General features: G+C 71.2%; 20 protein-coding genes. 16 read left to right on the top strand and 4 right to left on the bottom strand.

The annotated features are described in order from the left end of the window. Positions 1-122 precede the first annotated feature (122 nt). Positions 123-701, bottom strand: a complete 579-nt coding sequence (locus C6Y14_RS29740) for a TetR/AcrR family transcriptional regulator (RefSeq protein WP_107019944.1) — start codon at positions 699-701, stop codon at positions 123-125. Positions 702-1,011: 310 nt separating this feature from the next. Between C6Y14_RS29740 and C6Y14_RS29735 the strand changes: the two genes are divergently transcribed. The 4 genes from C6Y14_RS29735 to C6Y14_RS29720 all read left to right on the top strand — a co-directional run bounded on the left by C6Y14_RS29735 (position 1,012) and on the right by C6Y14_RS29720 (position 4,537). After that, the gene (locus C6Y14_RS29735) at positions 1,012-1,905 is read left to right on the top strand and encodes an SDR family oxidoreductase (protein WP_107019943.1); all 894 of its coding nucleotides are present in this window, start codon (positions 1,012-1,014) and stop codon (positions 1,903-1,905) included. Positions 1,906-2,041: 136 nt separating this feature from the next. Then, entirely contained in the window at positions 2,042-2,707 is a 666-nt protein-coding gene (locus C6Y14_RS29730; protein WP_107019942.1) for an O-methyltransferase, read from the top strand. Between the two features lie 178 nt (positions 2,708-2,885). Further along, positions 2,886-3,605: a DUF6250 domain-containing protein gene (locus C6Y14_RS29725; protein ID WP_199854915.1), complete on the top strand. Its 720-nt coding sequence runs from the start codon at positions 2,886-2,888 to the stop codon at positions 3,603-3,605. A gap of 146 nt (positions 3,606-3,751) precedes the next feature. After that, positions 3,752-4,537 carry an SGNH/GDSL hydrolase family protein gene (locus tag C6Y14_RS29720; protein WP_107019941.1) on the top strand — a complete coding sequence of 262 codons (786 nt, stop codon included), beginning with the start codon at positions 3,752-3,754 and terminating at the stop codon, positions 4,535-4,537. A 44-nt stretch (positions 4,538-4,581) separates the two neighbouring features. Here C6Y14_RS29720 and C6Y14_RS29715 read toward each other — a convergent pair whose 3' ends face one another. Together C6Y14_RS29715 and C6Y14_RS29710 are read right to left on the bottom strand one after the other, a co-directional pair. Beyond that, positions 4,582-5,232: a TetR/AcrR family transcriptional regulator gene (locus tag C6Y14_RS29715; RefSeq protein ID WP_199854903.1), complete on the bottom strand. Its 651-nt coding sequence runs from the start codon at positions 5,230-5,232 to the stop codon at positions 4,582-4,584. 94 nt (positions 5,233-5,326) lie between these two features. After that, positions 5,327-6,490, bottom strand: coding sequence for a glutamate dehydrogenase (locus C6Y14_RS29710; protein WP_107020104.1), 1,164 nt, complete (start codon positions 6,488-6,490; stop codon positions 5,327-5,329). 341 nt (positions 6,491-6,831) lie between these two features. Between C6Y14_RS29710 and C6Y14_RS29705 the strand changes: the two genes are divergently transcribed. The 11 genes from C6Y14_RS29705 (at position 6,832) to C6Y14_RS29655 (ending at position 17,462) form a co-directional block, all read left to right on the top strand. Next, positions 6,832-8,169 (top strand): MBL fold metallo-hydrolase, encoded by a 1,338-nt coding sequence (locus C6Y14_RS29705; protein ID WP_225891349.1) that lies wholly within the window; start codon positions 6,832-6,834, stop codon positions 8,167-8,169. A gap of 319 nt (positions 8,170-8,488) precedes the next feature. After that, the gene (locus C6Y14_RS29700) at positions 8,489-10,540 is read left to right on the top strand and encodes a sensor histidine kinase (RefSeq protein WP_107019939.1); all 2,052 of its coding nucleotides are present in this window, start codon (positions 8,489-8,491) and stop codon (positions 10,538-10,540) included. A gap of 95 nt (positions 10,541-10,635) precedes the next feature. Continuing rightward, a complete protein-coding gene (locus tag C6Y14_RS29695; protein WP_107019938.1) occupies positions 10,636-11,070 on the top strand; it encodes a roadblock/LC7 domain-containing protein in 435 nt (144 codons plus the stop codon). A gap of 2 nt (positions 11,071-11,072) precedes the next feature. Next, complete coding sequence (locus C6Y14_RS29690) at positions 11,073-11,444, top strand: DUF742 domain-containing protein (RefSeq protein WP_107019937.1); 372 nt, start codon at positions 11,073-11,075, stop codon at positions 11,442-11,444. Then, complete coding sequence (locus C6Y14_RS29685) at positions 11,422-12,021, top strand: GTP-binding protein (protein WP_107019936.1); 600 nt, start codon at positions 11,422-11,424, stop codon at positions 12,019-12,021. The genes C6Y14_RS29690 and C6Y14_RS29685 overlap by 23 nt, the downstream gene beginning before the upstream one ends. Then, the gene (locus C6Y14_RS45265) at positions 12,018-12,776 is read left to right on the top strand and encodes a GAF domain-containing protein (protein ID WP_107019935.1); all 759 of its coding nucleotides are present in this window, start codon (positions 12,018-12,020) and stop codon (positions 12,774-12,776) included. Before C6Y14_RS29685 ends, C6Y14_RS45265 begins: the two co-directional genes overlap by 4 nt. A gap of 227 nt (positions 12,777-13,003) precedes the next feature. Continuing rightward, positions 13,004-14,032, top strand: a complete 1,029-nt coding sequence (tdh, locus tag C6Y14_RS29675; protein WP_107019934.1) for an L-threonine 3-dehydrogenase — start codon at positions 13,004-13,006, stop codon at positions 14,030-14,032. 48 nt (positions 14,033-14,080) lie between these two features. After that, on the top strand, positions 14,081-15,283 hold the full coding sequence (locus C6Y14_RS29670; protein ID WP_107019933.1) for a glycine C-acetyltransferase: 1,203 nt from the start codon (positions 14,081-14,083) through the stop codon (positions 15,281-15,283). 31 nt (positions 15,284-15,314) lie between these two features. Next, positions 15,315-16,241 (top strand): LysR family transcriptional regulator, encoded by a 927-nt coding sequence (locus C6Y14_RS29665; RefSeq protein WP_107019932.1) that lies wholly within the window; start codon positions 15,315-15,317, stop codon positions 16,239-16,241. Between the two features lie 115 nt (positions 16,242-16,356). Then, the gene (locus tag C6Y14_RS29660) at positions 16,357-16,920 is read left to right on the top strand and encodes a helix-turn-helix domain-containing protein (protein ID WP_107019931.1); all 564 of its coding nucleotides are present in this window, start codon (positions 16,357-16,359) and stop codon (positions 16,918-16,920) included. After that, positions 16,917-17,462 carry a GNAT family N-acetyltransferase gene (locus C6Y14_RS29655; protein WP_107019930.1) on the top strand — a complete coding sequence of 182 codons (546 nt, stop codon included), beginning with the start codon at positions 16,917-16,919 and terminating at the stop codon, positions 17,460-17,462. Before C6Y14_RS29660 ends, C6Y14_RS29655 begins: the two co-directional genes overlap by 4 nt. A 13-nt stretch (positions 17,463-17,475) precedes the next feature. Here the strand turns inward: C6Y14_RS29655 and C6Y14_RS29650 are convergent, their stop codons facing one another. Beyond that, the gene (locus C6Y14_RS29650) at positions 17,476-18,780 is read right to left on the bottom strand and encodes a ricin-type beta-trefoil lectin domain protein (RefSeq protein ID WP_107019929.1); all 1,305 of its coding nucleotides are present in this window, start codon (positions 18,778-18,780) and stop codon (positions 17,476-17,478) included. 229 nt (positions 18,781-19,009) lie between these two features. On the opposite strand from C6Y14_RS29650, the gene C6Y14_RS29645 reads away from it, so the two are divergent. Beyond that, entirely contained in the window at positions 19,010-19,369 is a 360-nt protein-coding gene (locus C6Y14_RS29645) for an MmcQ/YjbR family DNA-binding protein (RefSeq protein ID WP_107019928.1), read from the top strand. The last annotated feature ends 30 nt before the right edge of the window (positions 19,370-19,399 follow it).

Here is a 19,399-nt window from a genome sequence, read left to right as displayed (position 1 = left end):
GCCTGCGCGCGTCGACCGACGTAGATCTCCGAAGGCCGGACCCTGTGATCCCCGGGGTCCGGCCTTCGGCATGTCCTGGGCCCGGCGACGGGCGACGGGCGACGGCCAGGCGGAGGGGCGTCTCAGGTATCCGGATGGTTCAGGGCGCGCACGAACTGTTCCGTGAGCTGTTCGGTGTCGAGATCGTCCGCGCTGCGCCCGGTCAGGAGGTGGAAGAAGGGCGGGCCGATCAGGAGCGCCGTCGCCTGTTCGAGCGAGAGGGCGGTGTCGCTCGGCTCGCGCACCGCCTCCACCACCTCCGAGGCGCTCTCCCCGAGGATGTCGCGGGAGGCGAGCAGCGCGGCGACCTCCGCGTCGTGCTGGGCCTCCCCCATGAGGGCGCGGTAGGCCGCGCCCGCGTGGGAGCGGGCCAGGAAGGTCACGAGGGCGTCGAGATAGGCCTTGAGGTCCATGCGGGGATCGCCGCTCCGGGGCACGGACAGTTCCTCCCGGGCGTCGATGGCGCTGGCCTCGTAGAGCACCTCCGCCTTGTTCGACCACCAGCGGTACACGGTCTGCCGGCCCACGCCCGCCCGCTCGGCGATGCCCTTCATGGTCAGGGCCGCGTACCCCACCTCCACCAGAAGGTCGTCGACGGCGTGCAGCACGGCGGCCCGTGCGCTCTCACTGCGGGGCCGTCCGCGGCCACTTCCATCCACCATGCCGCAACTCTATACGAGGCATCGTGTCTCGTATGTGTTACCTTTACGGTGCACGGTGACTCGGAAGTGATGTCCGGCCCGGTGCCGCCCGTCCCGCGGTAACGCCGGTGCATCCACGCGCCCTGTCCTTGCGACCCGACCTTGTGACCCGACCCGACCCGACCTGACCTGACCTGACCTGGCGTCAGCGCTGTGCTCAGGCAGGTCCCGCCCACTCCCGCACCCGTCTCCACCCTTCACCTGTCTTTTCTTTTCCACCCCTTCCTGTGTCTTTTTCACTGCCCTTCTCAGGGCGAAGGAGGTCACGCGCATGCGTGCATTCGTCACCGGAGCGACCGGCTGGATCGGCTCCGCCGTCGTCGGCGAACTTGTCTCCGCGGGCCACCAGGTCATCGGCCTGGCCCGGTCCGACCGGGCCGAGCAGGCCCTCGCGGCCAAGGGTGTCGGCGTCGTCCGCGGCGACCTGGACGATCTCGGCTCGCTGCGGCGGGGCGCCGACCAGGCGGACGCGGTCATCCACCTGGCCAACAAGCACGACTGGGGCGACCCCGCCGAGTCCGACCGCTCCGAACGTGCCGCGATCCGGGCCCTCGGCGACGCCCTCGCCGGGACCGACCGCCCGTTCGTGGTGGCCGCGCCTCTCTCCGGCCTCGTGGAAGGGCGGCCCGCCATCGAGGACGACGTCTCTCCGGCCGTCGGCCCGGACTCCAACCGGGGCGGCAGCGAGAACCTCGCCCTGGAGTACGTGGCCCGAGGCGTGCGGACCGTGATCACGCGGTTCGCGCCCAGCGTCCACGGCCACGGCGACTGGGGGTTCGTCAACTTCCTCACCGCGGCCGCCCGCGAGAAGGGAGTCTCCGGTTACGTCGGCGACGGCTCCGCTGCCTGGTCGGCGGTGCACCACGACGACGCGGCCCGCCTCGTCCGCCTCGGCATGGAGCGGGCGCCCGCGGGGACGCGTCTGCACGCCGTCGCCGAGGAGGCCGTCACCACCAAGGCGATCGCCGAGGCGATCGGCCGCAGCCTCGGCCTCCCGGTCGCCTCCGTCGCGCCGCAGGACGCCGGCCCTCATTTCGGCTTCGTCGGCAGCTTCTTCGCCTCCACCATGACCGCGTCCAGCGACGCGAGCAGGCGCCTGCTGTCCTGGGAGCCCACGGGGCCGTCGCTGCTCGCGGACATCGACGCGGGCGCGTACACGGCCTGACGGTCACAGGCGCCGCGCGGCCCGAGAAGCGGGCCCGGTGAAGCGTCGGGGGCGGCACGCCCTTCACGCCTCCCTCGCCCGCCCCGCACCACCCCACCCGAACTGCACATCAGCATCGCCCGAAGGAGTCAGCGTCATGCCCACACCTCCGTACACCCTCGCGGAACCCGGTGTCTCCGCCGCCCTGACCCGTATGTTCGAAGCCGCTGCCCGTGACGACGAGACCGTGGCACGCCTGCGGAACGACCGGCCCCAGGACTGGGGTTCGCGGACGGCGCAGGAACTCGCCGACGCGGCGCAGGAGATCTACATGCCGGTCTCCGCCGACGGCGGCAAACTGCTCTACAACCTCGTCCGCGCCACCAGGCCGGCCAACGTCGTCGAGTTCGGCACCTCGTACGGCATCTCCACGCTGCACCTGGCCGCCGCCGTCCGCGACAACGGCACCGGCCGGGTCGTCACCACCGAGATGAGCCGGACCAAGGCGGCGTCGGCCCGCGAGACCTTCGCCGCCACCGGCCTCGACGACGTGATCACCGTGTTGGAGGGCGACGCCCTGCAGACGCTCGCCGGACTGGGACAGCCGGTCGGCTTCCTGTTCCTGGACGGGTGGAAGGATCTCTGCCTGCCCGTCCTGCGGCTCCTGGAGCCATACATCGCGCCCGGCACCCTTGTCGTCGCCGACGACGTGGATCTGCCCGACCTCGGCCCCTACCTCGACCACGTCCGTGACACCGCGAACGGCTACCACAGCGTCACGTTCCCCGTTGAGGACGGCCTCGAAATCAGCTGCCGTCTCTGACCCGGTGCGTACGACACGGGGTTGAAACACCGGCAGCATCGACACGGGGCGTCGGGGGCGGCACAGTGACCAGTGGTCTGCGCAAGCGCTTTCTGCCGCTGCCGTCGGATCACCCCGTTCCCGACCCCCCGAGCCCCGGAGGAACCCCGCCATGACCCGCATGACCCGCACGACTCGCCTGACGACCACACGCAGAGCGTTCGGAGCGCTGGCCGCGGGTGCCGGTCTCGCGGCGCTCGTGCCCGGACAGCAGGCGAGCGCCGCGGACCGCCACGGACGGGGCCGGCTCATCGCCCGCGACGACTTCCGCCACGGGCTCGGCCAGTGGGTCACCGAGCTGCAGGACGGCGGCAGCGTCACCGCCTCCCGGGGCGTCCTGGACATCGACGTGCCCAGCGGCGCGACGGTCTGGTTCCGGCGCGCGCTCCGGGGGCCGTACGTCATCGAGTACATCGCCACACCGGTCTCCGCGGGCGGTGCCAACGACCGCGTCTCCGACCTCAACAACTTCTGGAACGCCACGGACGCGCGGTCGCCCGACGACCTCTTCGCCACGCCCCGCGCCGGCGCGCTCGCCGAGTACGACCAGCTCAGGACGTACTACGTCGGTTACGGGGCCAACTCCAACACCACGACCAGGCTGCGCCGCTACGTCGGTGAGGCGGGCCTACGGCCGCTGATCCTCGACTACACCGAACCCCTGCTCACGGCCAACCGCCCGAACAGGGTCCGGATCGTCTCGGACGGGTCCACCGTCCGGTGGTGGAACAACGGACGGCTCGTCTTCGACCACACCGACCCGGAGCCGTACACCCGTGGGCACTTCGCCTTCCGGACCACCTGGAGCCACTTCGCGATTCAGGACTTCCAGGTCCGGGAGCTGCGGCAACGTCACTGAACGCGGCCCTTATTCCGGGATTGACCAACACTTGACGAGTGGCTTATCTCACCGGGCGTCAACCCCTGCCTACGGTCGCGTAGGTCACACCCCAAGGTGAATCATGGGCCGACGTGGCAGACGATTCGAAAGACGACAACAGATCAGTGATCGGGTCGTACGTGGCGGTGGGGGACAGCTTCACCGAGGGCGTCGGCGACCCTGGCCCGGACGGGGCGTTCGTCGGCTGGGCCGACCGGTTCGCGGTACTGCTCGCGGACCGGCGGCCCGAGGGCGACTTCGATTACACCAACCTCGCGGTTCGCGGGAAGCTGCTCGACCAGATCGTCGAGCACCAGTTGCGGCGGGCCAGGGAGCTCGCGCCGGACCTGGTCTCCTTCTGCGCGGGCGGCAACGACATCATCCGGCCGGGCACCGATCCCGACGAGGTCGCGGAGCGCTACGAGCGTGCCGTCGCCGACCTCACGTCGGCCGTCGGCACGGTCCTCGTGACCACCGGCTTCGACACCCGTGGCGTACCCGTGCTCCGGCACATGCGGGGCAAGATCGCCACGTACAACCTGCATCTGCGGGCCATCGCGGACCGGTACAACTGTCCGGTGCTCGACCTGTGGTCCCTCAAGACCATCCAGGACCGGCGGGCCTGGGACGGCGACCGGCTCCATCTCTCGCCCGAGGGTCACACCCGGGTCGCCCTGCGGGCCGGACAGGTCCTCGGCCTTGAGGTTCCCGCGGACCCGGACCAGCCCTGGCCCGTGCTGCCGCCGCGCGGCACGCTGGAGATGCGAAGGGACAACATCCACTGGGCGCGTGAGTACCTGGTGCCGTGGATCGGCCGGCGGCTGCGCGGGGAGTCCTCGGGCGACCGTGTGGAGGCGAAGGGAAGCCTGTCTCCGCACGACATCAAGTCGTGGATCGAGGCGGTGGCCTGAACCTTCGGGAGTGGAGATCCCTGAACGCCGGAGGGATGGTTGCCTCAGGCATCCGGGGTTCGGGGCCGGATGGTCTGGGGCTGGATGGTCTGGGGCTCGACGTGGTCGAGTCCCAGCTCCCGGGCCAGTGCCTCGTCCACCCACTGCTGGGTGCGGGCGCGGGAGACCGCGCCGGGGTACGCCGTCATCTGCACGGCCAGCCCGTCCAGCAGGGCGGTCAGGCGCAGCGCCGTGGCCGTCGGGTCCGGGCACCGGAACTCGCCGGCGGCCACTCCCTCGGCGATGACCTCGGTGAGCGCGGCCTTCCACTGCCGGTCCAGTTCGCGGGTGACGTCCCGCAGCGCGGGCTCGCGCAGGGCCACCGCCCAGCCCTCGATCCACAGCCGCCAGCCTTTCGCCTGTCCGGTCGGCGCGTACCAGCGCACGGCCGCCCTCAGCCGCCGCAGGGCCGTCGTGCGGCGGCCGAGCAGCTTGCGCAGATGGGCGAGGTCGTCCTGGGCGGCGTACGTGAACGCGGCGGCGACCAGTTTCTCCTTCGTGGAGAAGTGATAGAGCACCAGGGCGTTGCTCACGCCCAGCGCGTTCGCCACATCGGCGATCCGCACCGCGGACACACCGCGCTCCTCGATCTGCCCGATGGCGGCCCGCAGCAACTCCTGCCGCCGCTCCGCCACACCCAACCGCACTCTCGCCACCGGGCAACCCTATTGCGTGGCCGGGGCCGCTCGGGGCCGGAGGGGTGGTTACCGGCCGCACGGGGCCGGCGCCGGCCACGGTGCGGACGGGGTTTCAGCGGTACCAGCCGAAGCGGTTCGCGATCTCGGGGAGGCGGTCCGCGACGATGGCGTGTGCGGCAGCCCGCGGGGTCGAGCCATCGGTCTCCGCGCGGGCGAGCGTCTGGTCGATCAGGGCGCGCATCGAGCGGCGCGTGTACGCGAACGCCTCCTCCGCGTCGGCCCCGATGTCCCCGAACAGCGTCCACCACCACCAGGCGTTGGTACCGGAGTTGACCACGACGTCCGGCAGGACCGTGACCCCGCGCGCGGCGAGCAGCTTCTCCGCCTCGGGCAGGACGGGCATGTTGGCCGCCTCGACGATCCAACGGGCCGTGATCTGCTCCTGGTTGACGGTGTCGACGGTGTACGACACCGCGGCCGGAACCAGTACCTCGGCTCCCGCGGACAGCCAGGCGTCACCGGGCAGTTCACGGTCGGCGGGACGCAGGGCCGAGCGGTCGACCGTGCCGTACGTGTCCCGCGCGGCGAGCAGCGCCTCGATGTCCAGCCCCTCCGCGTTGGCGATCGTGCCCTTCACGTCGGCGACCGCCACGACACGCAGCCCCGCGCGCGTGAGGAACCGCGCCGTGGCCCCGCCCATGGTGCCGAGGCCCTGCACGGCGACCCGGGTACCCGCGTACGCCGTCCCGGCCCGGTCCAGCGCCGCCAGCACCGACTCGGCCACCCCGCAGCCGCCGACCAGCTCGTCCAGGCCGATGCCGTCCACCTCGACTGCGAACGCGTCCGCCAGCCGCCGGCGTGCCGCCTCCTCGTCGTCGAGCAGCGGGTACACCGCCTGGATCGACGACACGAGGCCCGCCTCCGTCGCCGCCCGGTCGACGAGATCCTGGGTGAGGCCGAGATCCTCCCCGGTGGTCCAGTGGTTCTCGATGTACGGGCGCATGGCACGCAGATAGCGCACGAGCAGGCCGTACGCCTCCGGGTCCTGGGGATCGCAGTCGATGCCTCCCTTGGCGCCGCCCAGCGGGACGTAACGGCCCTCCGGGTTGTAGTGCAGCGCCTCCTTCATGGTCATTCCCCGCGCCAGACCCGCGACCTCGGCCAGCGTGCACCCCGCCCGCATCCGCAGCCCGCCGCTGGAGACACCGCGTACCAGGCGGTCCACGACCAGGTGCCCCTGACGGCCCGTGACGTGGTCCGTCCAGGTGAGCGACATCAAGGGGGTGCTGTCCGGGTCGTTCACAGGGTCTCCTCGGGAACAGGGATCGGCTTCGGAACGTTTCACCGGCTGGAAGCCGGGCGCACACTGCGCCCGGCGCCGGTCCAGCACCCTCGTTACTGAATGATCGGTCAGTACCGAAAGCGCAGTATCGAAAGCGCTGGGCGCATATGTCAATCGTGTCTGTCGACGTGCTGAACGGATCTTCGGTGTGAGTGATGGGGTACGGGTTGGTCCTCGCCGTGCTCGGCACGGACACCGCTCTGTCACGCGCCCGACCCGGCGCTGTCAGAGGCGGCGACCATAATGGATATTCAGACCGACCCACTGGAGGTGCCGTGACCGGCTCCCGTTCCCTGAGTTCCGGGCTCCGTGCTCTGCGCCCCGCCGCGTTCGGCGTGGATCCGAGTGGTGAGCGCATGGAGCGCATCCGCAGATCTCCGAACTACGCGGACGGCGTGTTCCGCAACCCCGAGGGCGCCCCTCGCCCGGACGGCGCCATGCGCGAGTTCGCGAAGTCCTACTTCCGTAAGGAAGAGCGCGTCCTGCGGGCTCCGGCGGGCGTCGTGCCGGTGCATGCCACGACCCTCGCCGACCTCGCGGCGCCGCCTGCCTCGGGGCTGCGGCTGACGTGGATGGGCCACTCCAGTGTGCTCGCGGAGATCGACGGGCACCGGGTGCTCTTCGACCCCGTCTGGGGCGAGAGGTGCTCCCCGTTCGCCTTCGCCGGGCCCAAGCGGCTGCATCCGGTGCCCGTGCCGCTGGCGGCGCTCGGCCCGGTCGACGTGGTCGTCATCTCCCACGACCACTACGACCACCTCGACCTGCCCACGATCAAGGCCCTGGCGGACACGGACACGCTGTTCGCGGTGCCTCTCGGTGTCGGCGCCCATCTGGAGCACTGGGGGGTCCCGGCGGACCGGCTGCGCGAGCTGGACTGGCACGAGACGACGAAGGTCGGCGGGATCTCCCTCACCGCCACCCCCGCCCGGCACTTCTGCGGCCGCGGTCTGCGCAACACGCAGCACACCCTCTGGGCCTCCTGGGTGGTGGCGGGAGACGAGCACCGGATCTACCACAGCGGTGACACCGGCTACTTCGAGGGCTTCAAGGACATCGGCAGCGAGTACGGCCCCTTCGACGCCACGATGATCCAGATCGGTGCTTACAGCGACTTCTGGCCTGACATCCATATGACGCCGGAGGAGGGCATGCGTGCCCACCTCGACCTCCAGGGCGACCGGCCCACCGGCGTGATGATGCCGATCCACTGGGCCACGTTCAATCTGGCGGGGCACCCGTGGGCCGAGCCGGGCGAGGGCACCGTCAGCGCCGCCCACGCGGTAGGCGCCCGGGTCGCGCTGCCCCGCCCGGGCGAGCCCTTCGAACCCACCGCGGAGACCGTTCCGTCCGAGCCCTGGTGGCGGGGCGTGGCCCTGGTGCCGAAGGGCGGCTGGCCCGCCGTCGAGAAGACGGGCACCGGGGAGACGGGCACAGGGAAGTCGGTCCGGGAGGGGACGGTCGTCGACCCGGCTCTCACCGAGACGGCCGTCGGCGAGAAGGCGGTCGTCGAGAAGGCGGTCGGCGACGAGGCAGTCGTCGAGAAGGCGGGCCGTGACACTCCGCGTGACAAGGCGGCGGACACCGGGGACCCGGAATCGGTGCCTGCCGGATGATCTGAGGCCGCCCGACGGCGGTCGGCGAGGGCCGAGGAGCGAACTGCTCCTCGGCCCTCGCTGTTTTTCGTTGACCACTTCTGACCAGGTCTGATCGGTCTGGTGAGGCGCAGGGGTGCGTGTTCGACGAGTTAATCGGTCTGTCGTACGAACGCTCATACCAGAGCGGGACGTCAGTCGTCGGACTTTGTCAACTGCCCACCGCACATGATGCGGTGACGACTACTGTGAGTGGCCGCTGAGCGACAGAGGGCCTATTTCTTCGGCTCTCTCGACCGGGGGACCCCCACAGCCCCGCCACACCAGTACGAGGACGTAGATGTCTCACCTTCGCGCACCGGCCGCACGCGCAGACCGCCGCGAGGGCGGGCGGCACGGGCGACCGGTCGCCCGCACCACCCCCACGCTGCCCGAGACCCACATACGCCCCCAACTGCTCCGCCTCGCGATCCTGCCGCCCCTCGCGGTGGCGCTCAGCGCGAGCGCCGCCGTGCTCTTCACCGTCCGCACGACCGGCGCACGCCCCGGCCTCACCCTGTGGATCGTGCTCTCCGGAGCCCTCGCGGTCGCTGTCGCGGGCATCGTGATCGCCACCGTGGCCGCCGACCGGGCCGCCCGGTCCGTGCGCGACCGCATCGGGACGCTGCGCCGCATCAGCGCCCGGGGCCAGGCCGATCTGCTCAGCCTCGTCGAGGCACTGCGCCGCGGTGACGGGCCGCCCGTCCGCAGGCCGCGTGCTCGGCCCGCCGCGGACGCCGACGACTTCGACCTGCTCGCCGAGGATCTGGCGTCCGCGCACGACGGCGCGATCGGCGCGGTCGTCCAGGCCTCCCAGCTGTCCAGCCACGCGGGCAGCGAGCAGAAGGTCGAGGTCTTCGTCAACCTGGCCCGGCGGCTCCAGTCGCTCGTCCACCGCGAGATCTCGATCCTCGACGAGCTGGAGAACGAGATCGAGGACCCGGACCTGCTCAAGGGCCTCTTCCACGTCGACCACCTCGCCACCCGCATCCGCCGGCACGCCGAGAACCTCGCGGTGCTCGGCGGTGCCGTCTCGCGCCGTCAGTGGAGCAACCCGGTCTCCATGACCGAGGTGCTGCGCTCCGCGACCGCGGAGGTCGAGCAGTACTCACGCGTCAAACTCGTACCGCCCATCGACGGGACCGTGCGCGGGCACGCCGTGGCCGACGTGATCCATCTGCTCGCCGAACTCGTCGAGAACGCCACGGTGTTCTCGGCGCCGCACACCCAGGTGCTGCTGCGGGCCAACGTGGTCACGTCCGGGCTCGCCGTCGAGGTCGAGGACCGCGGGCTCGGGATGCCGCTGGCCGAACAGCACAAGATGAACGCGCTGCTCGCCGACCCGGACCAGGTGAATGTGGCGAGTCTGCTCCAGGACGGCCGCATCGGCCTGTTCGTGGTCTCCCAACTCGCGCGCCGGCACGGGATCGCCGTCCGGCTGCAGACCAACATCTACGGCGGCGTACAGGCCGTGCTGGTGGTGCCGCAGGCGTTGCTGGGGGACGAGGAGGGGGCGCGGAGCGGGGCACGGGTGGTGGCGCCCGCCGGTGTGAACGAGTCCCCTGTCCGTGAGGTTGCGGCACATGGGGGTCCTGCACATGAGGGCTCTGCACATGGGGTCTCAACACATGCGACTCCGGCCCATGAGCGGTCCGCATATGGGACCCCGGCCCATGGGACGCCCACACACGGGACCCCGGCACATGGGATGCCGACACATGGGACCCCAGCACATGGAGGCCCTGCACATGGGACCCCAGCCCACGACGCCTGGACCGCCGTGCCCGTGCAGGCGTCCGCGCATGCCCAGTCGCGGCCGGACGGTACGCCCGGCGGGCTGACCGTCGTGAACGGTGGGGGCGAGGGCGGTCCCGCCCCCCTTCCGGTGCGCGGGGCCGAGTCCAGGGCCAACCCCGCGGAAGCCGTCCCCGGGATCCGGCCCGACGACAGGCAGGCGGTCGCCGAGAACACGGTCGCGCCGCCCACCCCGCGCAACGGTGTGGTGCGCGGCAGCATGAGCAGGCCCCAACTGCCCAGGCGGCGGGCCCAGGAGCACATCGTGCCCGAACTGCGTGGCGGGCCCGCGCCCCGGCAGGAATCAGAGTTCCTGGTGGGACACGATCCCGGCCTGATGGCGGCGTTCCAGCGTGGCATCGGACTCGCCGAGGCCCGGTGCAGGGAGATGGACTCCATGGGCCCGACCCACATGGGCCCGACCCACATGGGCCCGACCCACATGGGTCAGGCCCACGTGGAGCCGCCACCCATGGAGCCGCCACCTATGGAGCCCGCTCCCATTGAGGCCGCTCCCATGGAGTCCGCCCGGCACGACGGGAGCGCACCGGCCGGATGAAGCACGCAGCCCCCGCCCCCATGCGCACCCCCACGCACACCCCCACCCACACTTCCGCTCCCGAAGACCTTCGTATTTCAAGGAGTCGATCCCCCATGGCGAGCGATGCGCCGACCGGCCATGCATCCGATCTCGACTGGCTGATGAGCGGCCTCGTCCAGCGCGTACCGCACACCAGGAGCGCGGTGCTGCTCTCCTGCGACGGCCTCGTGAAGTCGGTGCACGGACTCGATCCCGACAGCGCCGACCACATGGCCGCCCTGGCCTCCGGGCTCTACTCGCTCGGGCGCAGCGCGGGCGTCCGCTTCGGCGACGGCGGCGACGTGCGCCAGGTCGTCGTCGAACTGGACTCCACGCTGCTGTTCGTGTCCACCGCGGGTTCCGGCACCTGTCTGGCCGTGCTGGCCGGGCGCGACGCGGACGCGGCCGTACTCGGTTACGAGATGGCGATGCTGGTCAAGAGCGTCCGCCCGTACCTGATGACCGCGCCGCGGCAGCACAGCGTCGAACCGCCGGCGATGAGGCCTTGAACGTGGCCGCGGCCGGCGACGGGCCCTGGCTCGACGGCGCGGCCGGCCGCCTGGTGCGGCCCTACCAGGTGAGCAACGGCAGGACCCGGCCGAGTACCGCGCTCGACCTCCTGTCCCAGGTGATGGCCACCGGCGTCACCCCCCTCGGTTACCTCGGCCCCGAGCACGCCCAGGCGCTCGAACTGTGCCGGGACCCCGTCTCGGTGGCCGAGGTCGCCGCGCATCTGAAGCTGCCGGCGGCAGTGACCAAGGTGTTGCTGTCCGACCTCGTCGACTGCGGGGCGCTGTCCATGAAGCCCCCGACGTTCCACCACAACCCCACTGACCGGTCTCTTCTGGAGGCAGTGCTCGATGGACTACGACGACAGCTCTGACCCGTTCCCCACCGCGTTGAAGATCCTGGTGGCGGGAGGCTTCGGGGTGGGCAAGACCACCTTCGTCGGCGCGGTGAGCGAGATCGCGCCGCTCAGCACGGAGGAACTGCTGACCACGGTCAGCGCCGCGACCGACAATCTCGACGGCATCGAGAACAAGGTCGAGACGACCGTCGCGATGGACTTCGGGCGCATCACCCTCGACGCGGAACACGTGCTGTATCTGTTCGGCACGCCCGGACAGGAACGGTTCTGGTTCATGTGGGACGAGCTCTCCGAAGGCGCGCTCGGCGCGGTCGTCCTCGCCGACACCCGCCGCCTGGAGGACTGCTTCGCCGCGGTCGACTTCTTCGAACAGCGCGGTCTCGGCTTCATCGTCGCCGTCAACGAGTTCGACGGCGGCTTCCGTTACGACCCGGAGGAGGTACGCGCGGCCATCGACCTCGACCCGGGCGTGCCGGTCGTCCGCTGCGACGCGCGGATCTCCAGTTCAGGAGTGCAGACCCTGCTGACGCTCGTCCGCCATCTGCTCGCCCACGCACCCACACGCGCCCCGAGCCACGGAGCACACACATGAGTTACGACCCGTCGCGCCCGGCCGGTCGGCTGCTGCTCACACCCGAGGACAAGGAGGCACCGGCCCGTACGTGCCGACTGCGGGTGCTGGGCCTGGGGGAGCGCGCGGAACCGGCCCTCGACGCGTTCGCGCGGCGGCTGGCCGAGCTGGCGGGGGCGCCGTACGCGATGGTCAACTTCGTCGGCGAGGAACGGCAGTTCTTCGCGGGCCTGCATGCCCAGCCCCGGCATGCCCAGCCCCCGCACTCCCGGGCCCCGCACGCCCGGCTCCCCGACACCCGGCACGACGCCCTGGACACCGGGATCGACATCAGCACCGGCATCAGCACCAACACCAGCAGCGACCGTGCCGGTGCCGGTGCCGGTGCCGGTGCCGGTGCCAGTGGCAGAGGCAGAGGCGGTGACACGATCCGCGGTGACGCCGACCTCAGCCGGCCGGCCCCGTCCTCCATCGGCCCCGGCCGCCATATGGCCCGCGACTATGGGTTCTGCCCCCATGTGGTGGTCCGCCGCAAGGCGCTGGTCCTGGAGGACGTCCGTGACTACCCCCGCTTCGCGGGCAATCCGGTGGTCGACGAGTACGGCATCCGCTCCTACCTCGGTGCCCCTCTCCTCGACCGTACGGGCATCGCGCTCGGCACGGTGTGCGTCACCGATGTCGAGCCCAGGCCGTGGGGGAGGTCCGGCCTGGACACCATCAAGGCGATGGCGGCGGAGCTGATCGGGCAGATCGAGTTGCGGGAGGGCGGGCTCTGACCGGGAACCGTGCCGCCCTCCGGGAAGGCGGCACGGTTACGGCCGGTGGGCGCCGGAAGATCACTGGAGGATCGGTGGTGTGAAGGAAAGCTGCGGCAGAGGTTAAGAAATCCTCGATGGACCCGGGGTGCCGATGTACGGCAGATTGCTGCTCGAATCCACTCCTCTCCCCGGTGCGGGCGTCCTTCGGCATGCCTGGATCCGGGACCTCACGCACAGGAGCCCCGTTGAAGGCGCTGGTCAAGGAGAAGGCGGAGCCCGGGCTGCGGCTCATGGACGTACCGGAGCCGGTCGTCGGCCCCGGCGATGTGCTGATCAAGGTCCTGCGGACCGGGATCTGCGGCACCGACCTGCACATCCGCAACTGGGACGGCTGGGCCCAGCAGACGATCAAGGCGCCGCTCGTGCTCGGCCACGAGTTCGTCGGCGAGGTCGTGGAGACGGGCCGTGACGTCGGCGAGATCGCGGTGGGCGACCGGGTCAGCGGCGAGGGGCACCTGGTCTGCGGGAAGTGCCGCAACTGCCAGGCCGGCCGGCGCCATCTGTGCCGTGCGACGGTGGGCCTCGGGGTCGGCCGCGACGGCGCGTTCGCCGAGTACGTGGTGCTGCCCGCGTCCAACGTCTGGGTGCACCGCGTCCCCGTCGACCTCGACATCGCCGCGATCTTCGACCCGTTCGGCAACGCCGTGCACACCGCGCTGTCGTTCCCGCTGGTCGGGGAGGACGTACTGATCACCGGGGCGGGCCCCATCGGTCTGATGGCCGCCGCAGTCGCCAAGCACGCGGGCGCCCGGCACGTCGTCGTCACCGACGTCAGCGAGGACCGTCTGGAGCTGGCCCGCAAGATCGGTGTCACCCTCGCGCTGAACGTCGCCGAGTCGGGCATCGCCGAAGGACAGCGCTCCCTCGGCCTGCGCGAGGGCTTCGACGTGGGCCTGGAGATGTCAGGCAACCCGGTCGCGATGCGGGACATGCTCGCCAACATGACGCACGGCGGAAAGATCGCCATGCTCGGGCTGCCGTCCGAGGAGTTCGCCGTCGACTGGTCCCGGATCGTCACCTCCATGATCACGATCAAGGGCATCTACGGCCGCGAGATGTTCGAGACCTGGTACGCGATGTCGGTCCTGCTGGAAGGCGGCCTCGACCTCGCGCCGGTCATCACCGGCCGTTACGGCCACCGCGACTTCGAGGCGGCCTTCGAGGACGCGGCGAGCGGCCGCGGCGGCAAGGTCATCCTCGACTGGACCCTCTGAGGGCTCCGGACCGCTTCCACCGTCTTCCGGACTCTGTAAGGACTGATGATGTTCGACTCCGTACGCGACGACCTCCGCACCACCCTCGACGAGATCCGCGCCGCGGGCCTGCACAAGCCCGAGCGCGTCATCGGCACGCCGCAGTCCGCGACGGTGACCGTCACCTCGGGCGGCCGTGCGGGTGAGGTCCTCAACTTCTGCGCCAACAACTACCTCGGCCTCGCCGACCACCCGGAGGTCGTCGCCGCCGCCCACGAGGCACTCGACCGCTGGGGCTACGGCATGGCGTCCGTGCGCTTCATCTGCGGTACGCAGGAGGTGCACAAGGAGCTGGAGGGGCGGCTGTCCGCGTTCCTCGGCCAGGAGGACACGATTCTCTACTCGTCGTGCTTCGACGCCAACGGCGGTGTCTTCGAGACGCTGCTCGGCGCCGAGGACGCGGTGATCTCCGACGCCCTCAACCACGCGTCGATCATCGACGGCATCCGGCTGTCCAAGGCCCGCAGGTTCCGCTATGCGAACCGCGACCTCGCCGATCTGGAGCAGCAGCTGAAGGAGGCCGCGGGCGCCCGCCGCAGGCTGATCGTCACCGACGGCGTCTTCTCCATGGACGGGTACGTGGCCCCGCTGCGCGAGATCTGCGACCTCGCCGACCGCTACGACGCGATGGTCATGGTCGACGACTCGCACGCCGTCGGCTTCGTCGGGCCCGGTGGCCGGGGCACCCCCGAACTGCACGGCGTGATGGACCGCGTCGACATCATCACGGGCACCCTCGGCAAGGCCCTCGGCGGCGCGTCGGGCGGTTACGTCGCCGCCCGCGCCGAGATCGTCGCGCTGCTGCGCCAGCGGTCGCGCCCGTACCTCTTCTCGAACACCCTGGCCCCGGTGATCGCCGCCGCCTCGCTCAAGGTTCTCGACCTGCTGGAGGCGGCCGACGACCTGCGCGAGCAACTCACCGCCAACACGGCGCTGTTCCGCTCCCGGATGACCGAGGAGGGCTTCGACATCCTTCCCGGCGACCACGCCATCGCCCCGGTGATGATCGGGGACGCGACCGTCGCCGGCCGGATGGCGGAGCTGCTGCTCGAACGCGGTGTGTACGTCATCGGCTTCTCGTACCCGGTGGTCCCGCAGGACAAGGCGCGCATCCGCGTCCAGCTGTCCGCCGCGCACTCCACACAGGACGTGAACCGCGCGGTGGACGCCTTCGTGGCGGCGCGCGCGGAGCTGGCGGAGGACGCCGCCTGAATCTCCTCGAAGTCCTGAGAGAATCTGCCGCATGATCGAAGCGCGGCGGCTGCACATTCTCCGAGCGGTGGCGGACCACCGGACGGTGACGGCGGCTGCCGCCGCGCTCTACCTCACACCCTCCGCGGTGTCGCAGCAGCTGACCGCCCTGGAGCAGGAGACGGGACACCGGCTGGTGGAGCGCGGCGCCCGGGGCGTACGGCTGACTCCGGCCGGTGAGATCCTGCTCGGCCACACCAACGCCGTCCTCGCGCAGCTGGAGCGGGCCGAGGCGGAGCTGGCCGCGTACAGCTCGGGTTCGGCCGGTACGGTCAGCGTCGCCTCCTTCGCGACCGGCATCGGCCTCGTCGTCGCGCCCGCCCTGGCCCGCCTCGCCCGCACGGCGCCCGGCATCCTCCTGCGCGTCCAGGACGCCGAGGGCGACGCCAGCCTGCCGATGGTGCTCGACCGTCAGGTGGATGTCGCGGTCGCCGTCGAGTACCGGGGAGCCCCGGACGCCGACGACCCGCGTCTCGCGCACATCCCGCTGTACGCCGAACCGTTCGACGCCGTCGTGCCCCAGACCCACCGCCTCGCCGACCGTACGGAGGTGCCGCTCGCCGAGCTGGCCAAAGATCCGTGGATCGGCCCCTACCCGGGCAACCCCTGCCACGACGTGGTGGTCCTGGCCTGCGAGCACGCCGGTTTCCAGCCCCGCCTCGAACACTCCTCGGACGACTTCCGGGCGGTGGTCGCGCTGGCGTCGGCGGACGCGGGAGTCGCCCTCGTACCGCGCTCGGCGCTGCAGGGCATGGACCTCGCGGGAGTGGTCGTGCGCCCCGTCGACGGAGTCGCCCCCACCCGCCGGGTCTTCGCCGCGGTACGCCGGGGAGCCGAGGCCCACCCGCTGATCCTGCCGGTGCTGGAAGCGCTGGCGGAGGTGGCGGAAGCGGCACCCGGTGTCCCGCATCTGGGATAGCATCCCGAATGTGAGACGAGACGAAGGCGTGACCCCTGCGGACGCCACCGCAGCCGCCCGCCCGGGCCCCATAACTCCCGCGGCTCCCGTGGATCCCTTGCATCCCACGGACCCCATGGACCCCATGGACGTCAGGCTCGGTGCCCGGCTGGCCGAGCTGCGGGCCGAACGGGGCTGGTCCCTCGGCGAGTTGGCGGAACGCAGCGGGGTGAGCCGCTCGACCCTGTCACGCGCCGAGCGCGCCGAGATCAGCCCCACGGCCTCGCTCCTGAACCGCCTGTGCGCCGTCCACGGCCGCACCATGTCGCAGCTCCTCAGCGAGGTCGAGGCCGAGGCTGCGCCGGTCCCGCTGGTACGCGCCGCCGACCAGGCCGTGTGGGAGGACCGCGCCTCCGGTTTCGTACGCCGCTCGGTGTCACCGCCGCACGCGGGGCTGCGCGGCGAACTCGTCGAGGGCCGGCTCACCGCGGGCGCCGACATCGCCTACGACCGGCCGCCCGTACCCGGCCTCGAACAGCACATCTGGGTGCTCGACGGACGGCTGGACATCACGGCCCAGGACGCCGAGCACCAACTCGCCACCGGGGACTGTCTGCGGTTGCGGGTGTGGGGCCCCACGCGGTTCCGGTGCCCCGGCCCACGGGACGCGCGCTACGCGCTGGCGGTGGTGCTGCCGTGACCGCCAAGGCCGCCGCGACCTGCGTACAGCTGACGGCTGGTCAATTGTTGTCCGCCGCAGACGAGTTGGCGGAGCTGCTGACCGACACGGTCGACGGCGGCGCGTCGATCGGCTTCCTCGCACCGCTCGACCGCGCCACGGCCGCCGACTGGTGGCGAGCGCGGGCGGATGCGCTCACGGACGGCTCCCTCGCCGTGTGGGCCGCGTACCTGGACGGCAGGATCGCGGGCACGGTGAGCCTCGTCCTCCCGGACAAGCCCAACAGCCGCCACCGCGCCGAGGTGGCGAAACTGATGGTGCACCGGGAGGGGCGAGGGCGCGGCCTCGGACGCTCGCTGCTCGCCACGGCCGAACGCGCGGCCGCCGAGGCCGGTTTGACCCTGCTCAACCTGGACACCGAGACCGACAGCCCGGCCGAGTCGCTGTACCGGTCGGCCGGGTGGACCAGGGCGGGCGTCATCCCCGACTACGCGAGGACGCCGGCGGGCGAGTTGCACCCGACCACGATCTACTACAAGTACGTGTCGGCCGCCGGCGCATGAGCCCTGGGGCCCCTCAGGAACGGGTGAAGACCCACTCGTGGTTGTTCTGGCCCTCCGGGGCGCAGGGCCAGATGATCAGGCTGCGCGTGGAGTCGTTGTTGGCGTAGGAGTCCAGGCACTGGTTGTTGCTGGCGGCGTTGCGTATCCAGAACCTGCCGTCGGACTGCTTGTCCAGCCACCACAACTGGTTGTCGTTCGTGGTGCCGTTGCACGGGAACTCCGTGACCTTGGTGGCACCTCCGACGCCCTGGTAGCCGGGCAGGTCCAGGCACATGCTGTCCATGACGTTGCGGATCTGGAAGAGCGGTGCCCCGCCGGGCCCGGCCTTGTCGTAGCGCTTCTCGACGTTCCACAGCTGGTTGTCGTCGGTGTTGCTGTTGCACGTCGCGTGCGTCACCGGCCCGTCCGCCCTGCCACTGCTGAAGCCGGGGACGTCCACGCAGGTGCCGTTGGTGTTGTTCTTGATGAGCACCCTGGTCAAGACGGCCGGCAGCGTGCTCGCGGCCTTCTTCGTCGCGGTCTTCTTCTTCTTTTTGCTCGGTGAGGGGCTGGGCTTCGGGGCGGGTGCGGCGGCCTCCTCCGCGACCGGCGGCGCGGCCACGGCGTCCGCCTTCTTCGTGGCGGCCTTCTTCTTCGGCTCGGACGCGGAGGGCGAGGGAGTCTGCGTCTCGAAGACGCCGGCCGGGCCGCCGGCCTCGTTCAGGACGGTGTCGGAGGCCGCGTTGTCGACGTTCTTCTTCTCCTCGTCCTTGTCCGTCACCGTGATCAGCAGCGGTACGGCGACCAGGAGGGCGCCCGCCAGCGCGGCACCGGCGAGCACCGGCTTACGGGGCCTGCCGACCGCGCTCTGCGTGGAGACGGCCGTGTTCTTGCCGACGGCTGCGATCGCGACGGCCTCGTGCTGCTCCCGGGTGGCCGCGGCGGAGACTGCCTGCGCGCCGCTTCCGTTCGCTGCCTCGCCCTCGGAACTCCCGGCGGCGCCCTGCGCGTTCTCACCGGCTCCGGCTCCGGCTCCGGCCTCGGGTTCTGTTTCGGCTTCCGCCTCGGGCTTGCCGGCCTTGGTGGCCTTGGTGGCCTTGGTGGCAGGGTCGCTCCCGGCCTTCTCGGCGTCAGGGGCGGCGGAGGGGGCGGGGTCGGCGCCGGCCTCCGGCTCGCTCGCGGCGGCCTTTCCCGCGTCGGTGCCCTCGGACGTGGAGGCGGTCTGGGGCTTCCCGGTGCCGGAACCGGCGAGCTGGGCCGCGACGGCCTCGGCGTCGGGAGTGCCGGCTTCCGCTGCGGAGGCGGAGGACTCTCCCGGTGCCTTCTGCTGGTCGGACATGTACTTCCATACCTTTCCTCTGGGCCAACGGGGAAGAGAGGAAACTGTTGTGGGGCGGGGTACGACCCGGGATGCGGGGGGCGCGGGTCGTACGGCTGGGGCCAGAGTAGTTGGTGTGGTGTCGGCAGCTGTCGTCCAGGCGGTGAATTACGGGAGCTGAGGCCCACGTTGTGACGCCCGCGGGCCCAGGTCGGCGGTCTTGTCAGTGCCATTGGTTACGGTGCGTTCCATGCAGGATGCCGATGACGTACGCCGAATCTGTCTCTCTCTGCCGGACACCGTGGAGAAGATCGCCTGGAGCATGCCCACCTTCAGGGTGGCGGGGAAGATGTTTGTGACCCTGCCCGAGGCGGAGACCTCCATGGCCGTGCGCTGTCCGAAGGCGGAGCGCGACGAACTGGTCCTCGCCGAGCCCGAGAAGTTCTGGGTCGCCGATCACGAGGCCGGGTCCGCGTGGGTGCGGGTGCGGCTGGCGGCCGTCGAGGACGCGGACGAGTTGCGTGACATCCTCGCGGACTCCTGGCGGCAGGCGGCACCGACCCGGCTGCTGGACGCCTACCCGGAGTTGGGGGTCGTGGCGGACGGCTGAGGGCGGCGGCCCGGAAACCGGCGGACTCGG

This window comes from Streptomyces dioscori, from assembly GCF_003024195.1.
In the GTDB taxonomy this organism is placed as follows: domain Bacteria; phylum Actinomycetota; class Actinomycetes; order Streptomycetales; family Streptomycetaceae; genus Streptomyces; species Streptomyces dioscori.
The sequence above is the reverse complement of the archived record's forward strand: the minus strand, read 5'-3'. Positions and strand labels throughout refer to the sequence as shown.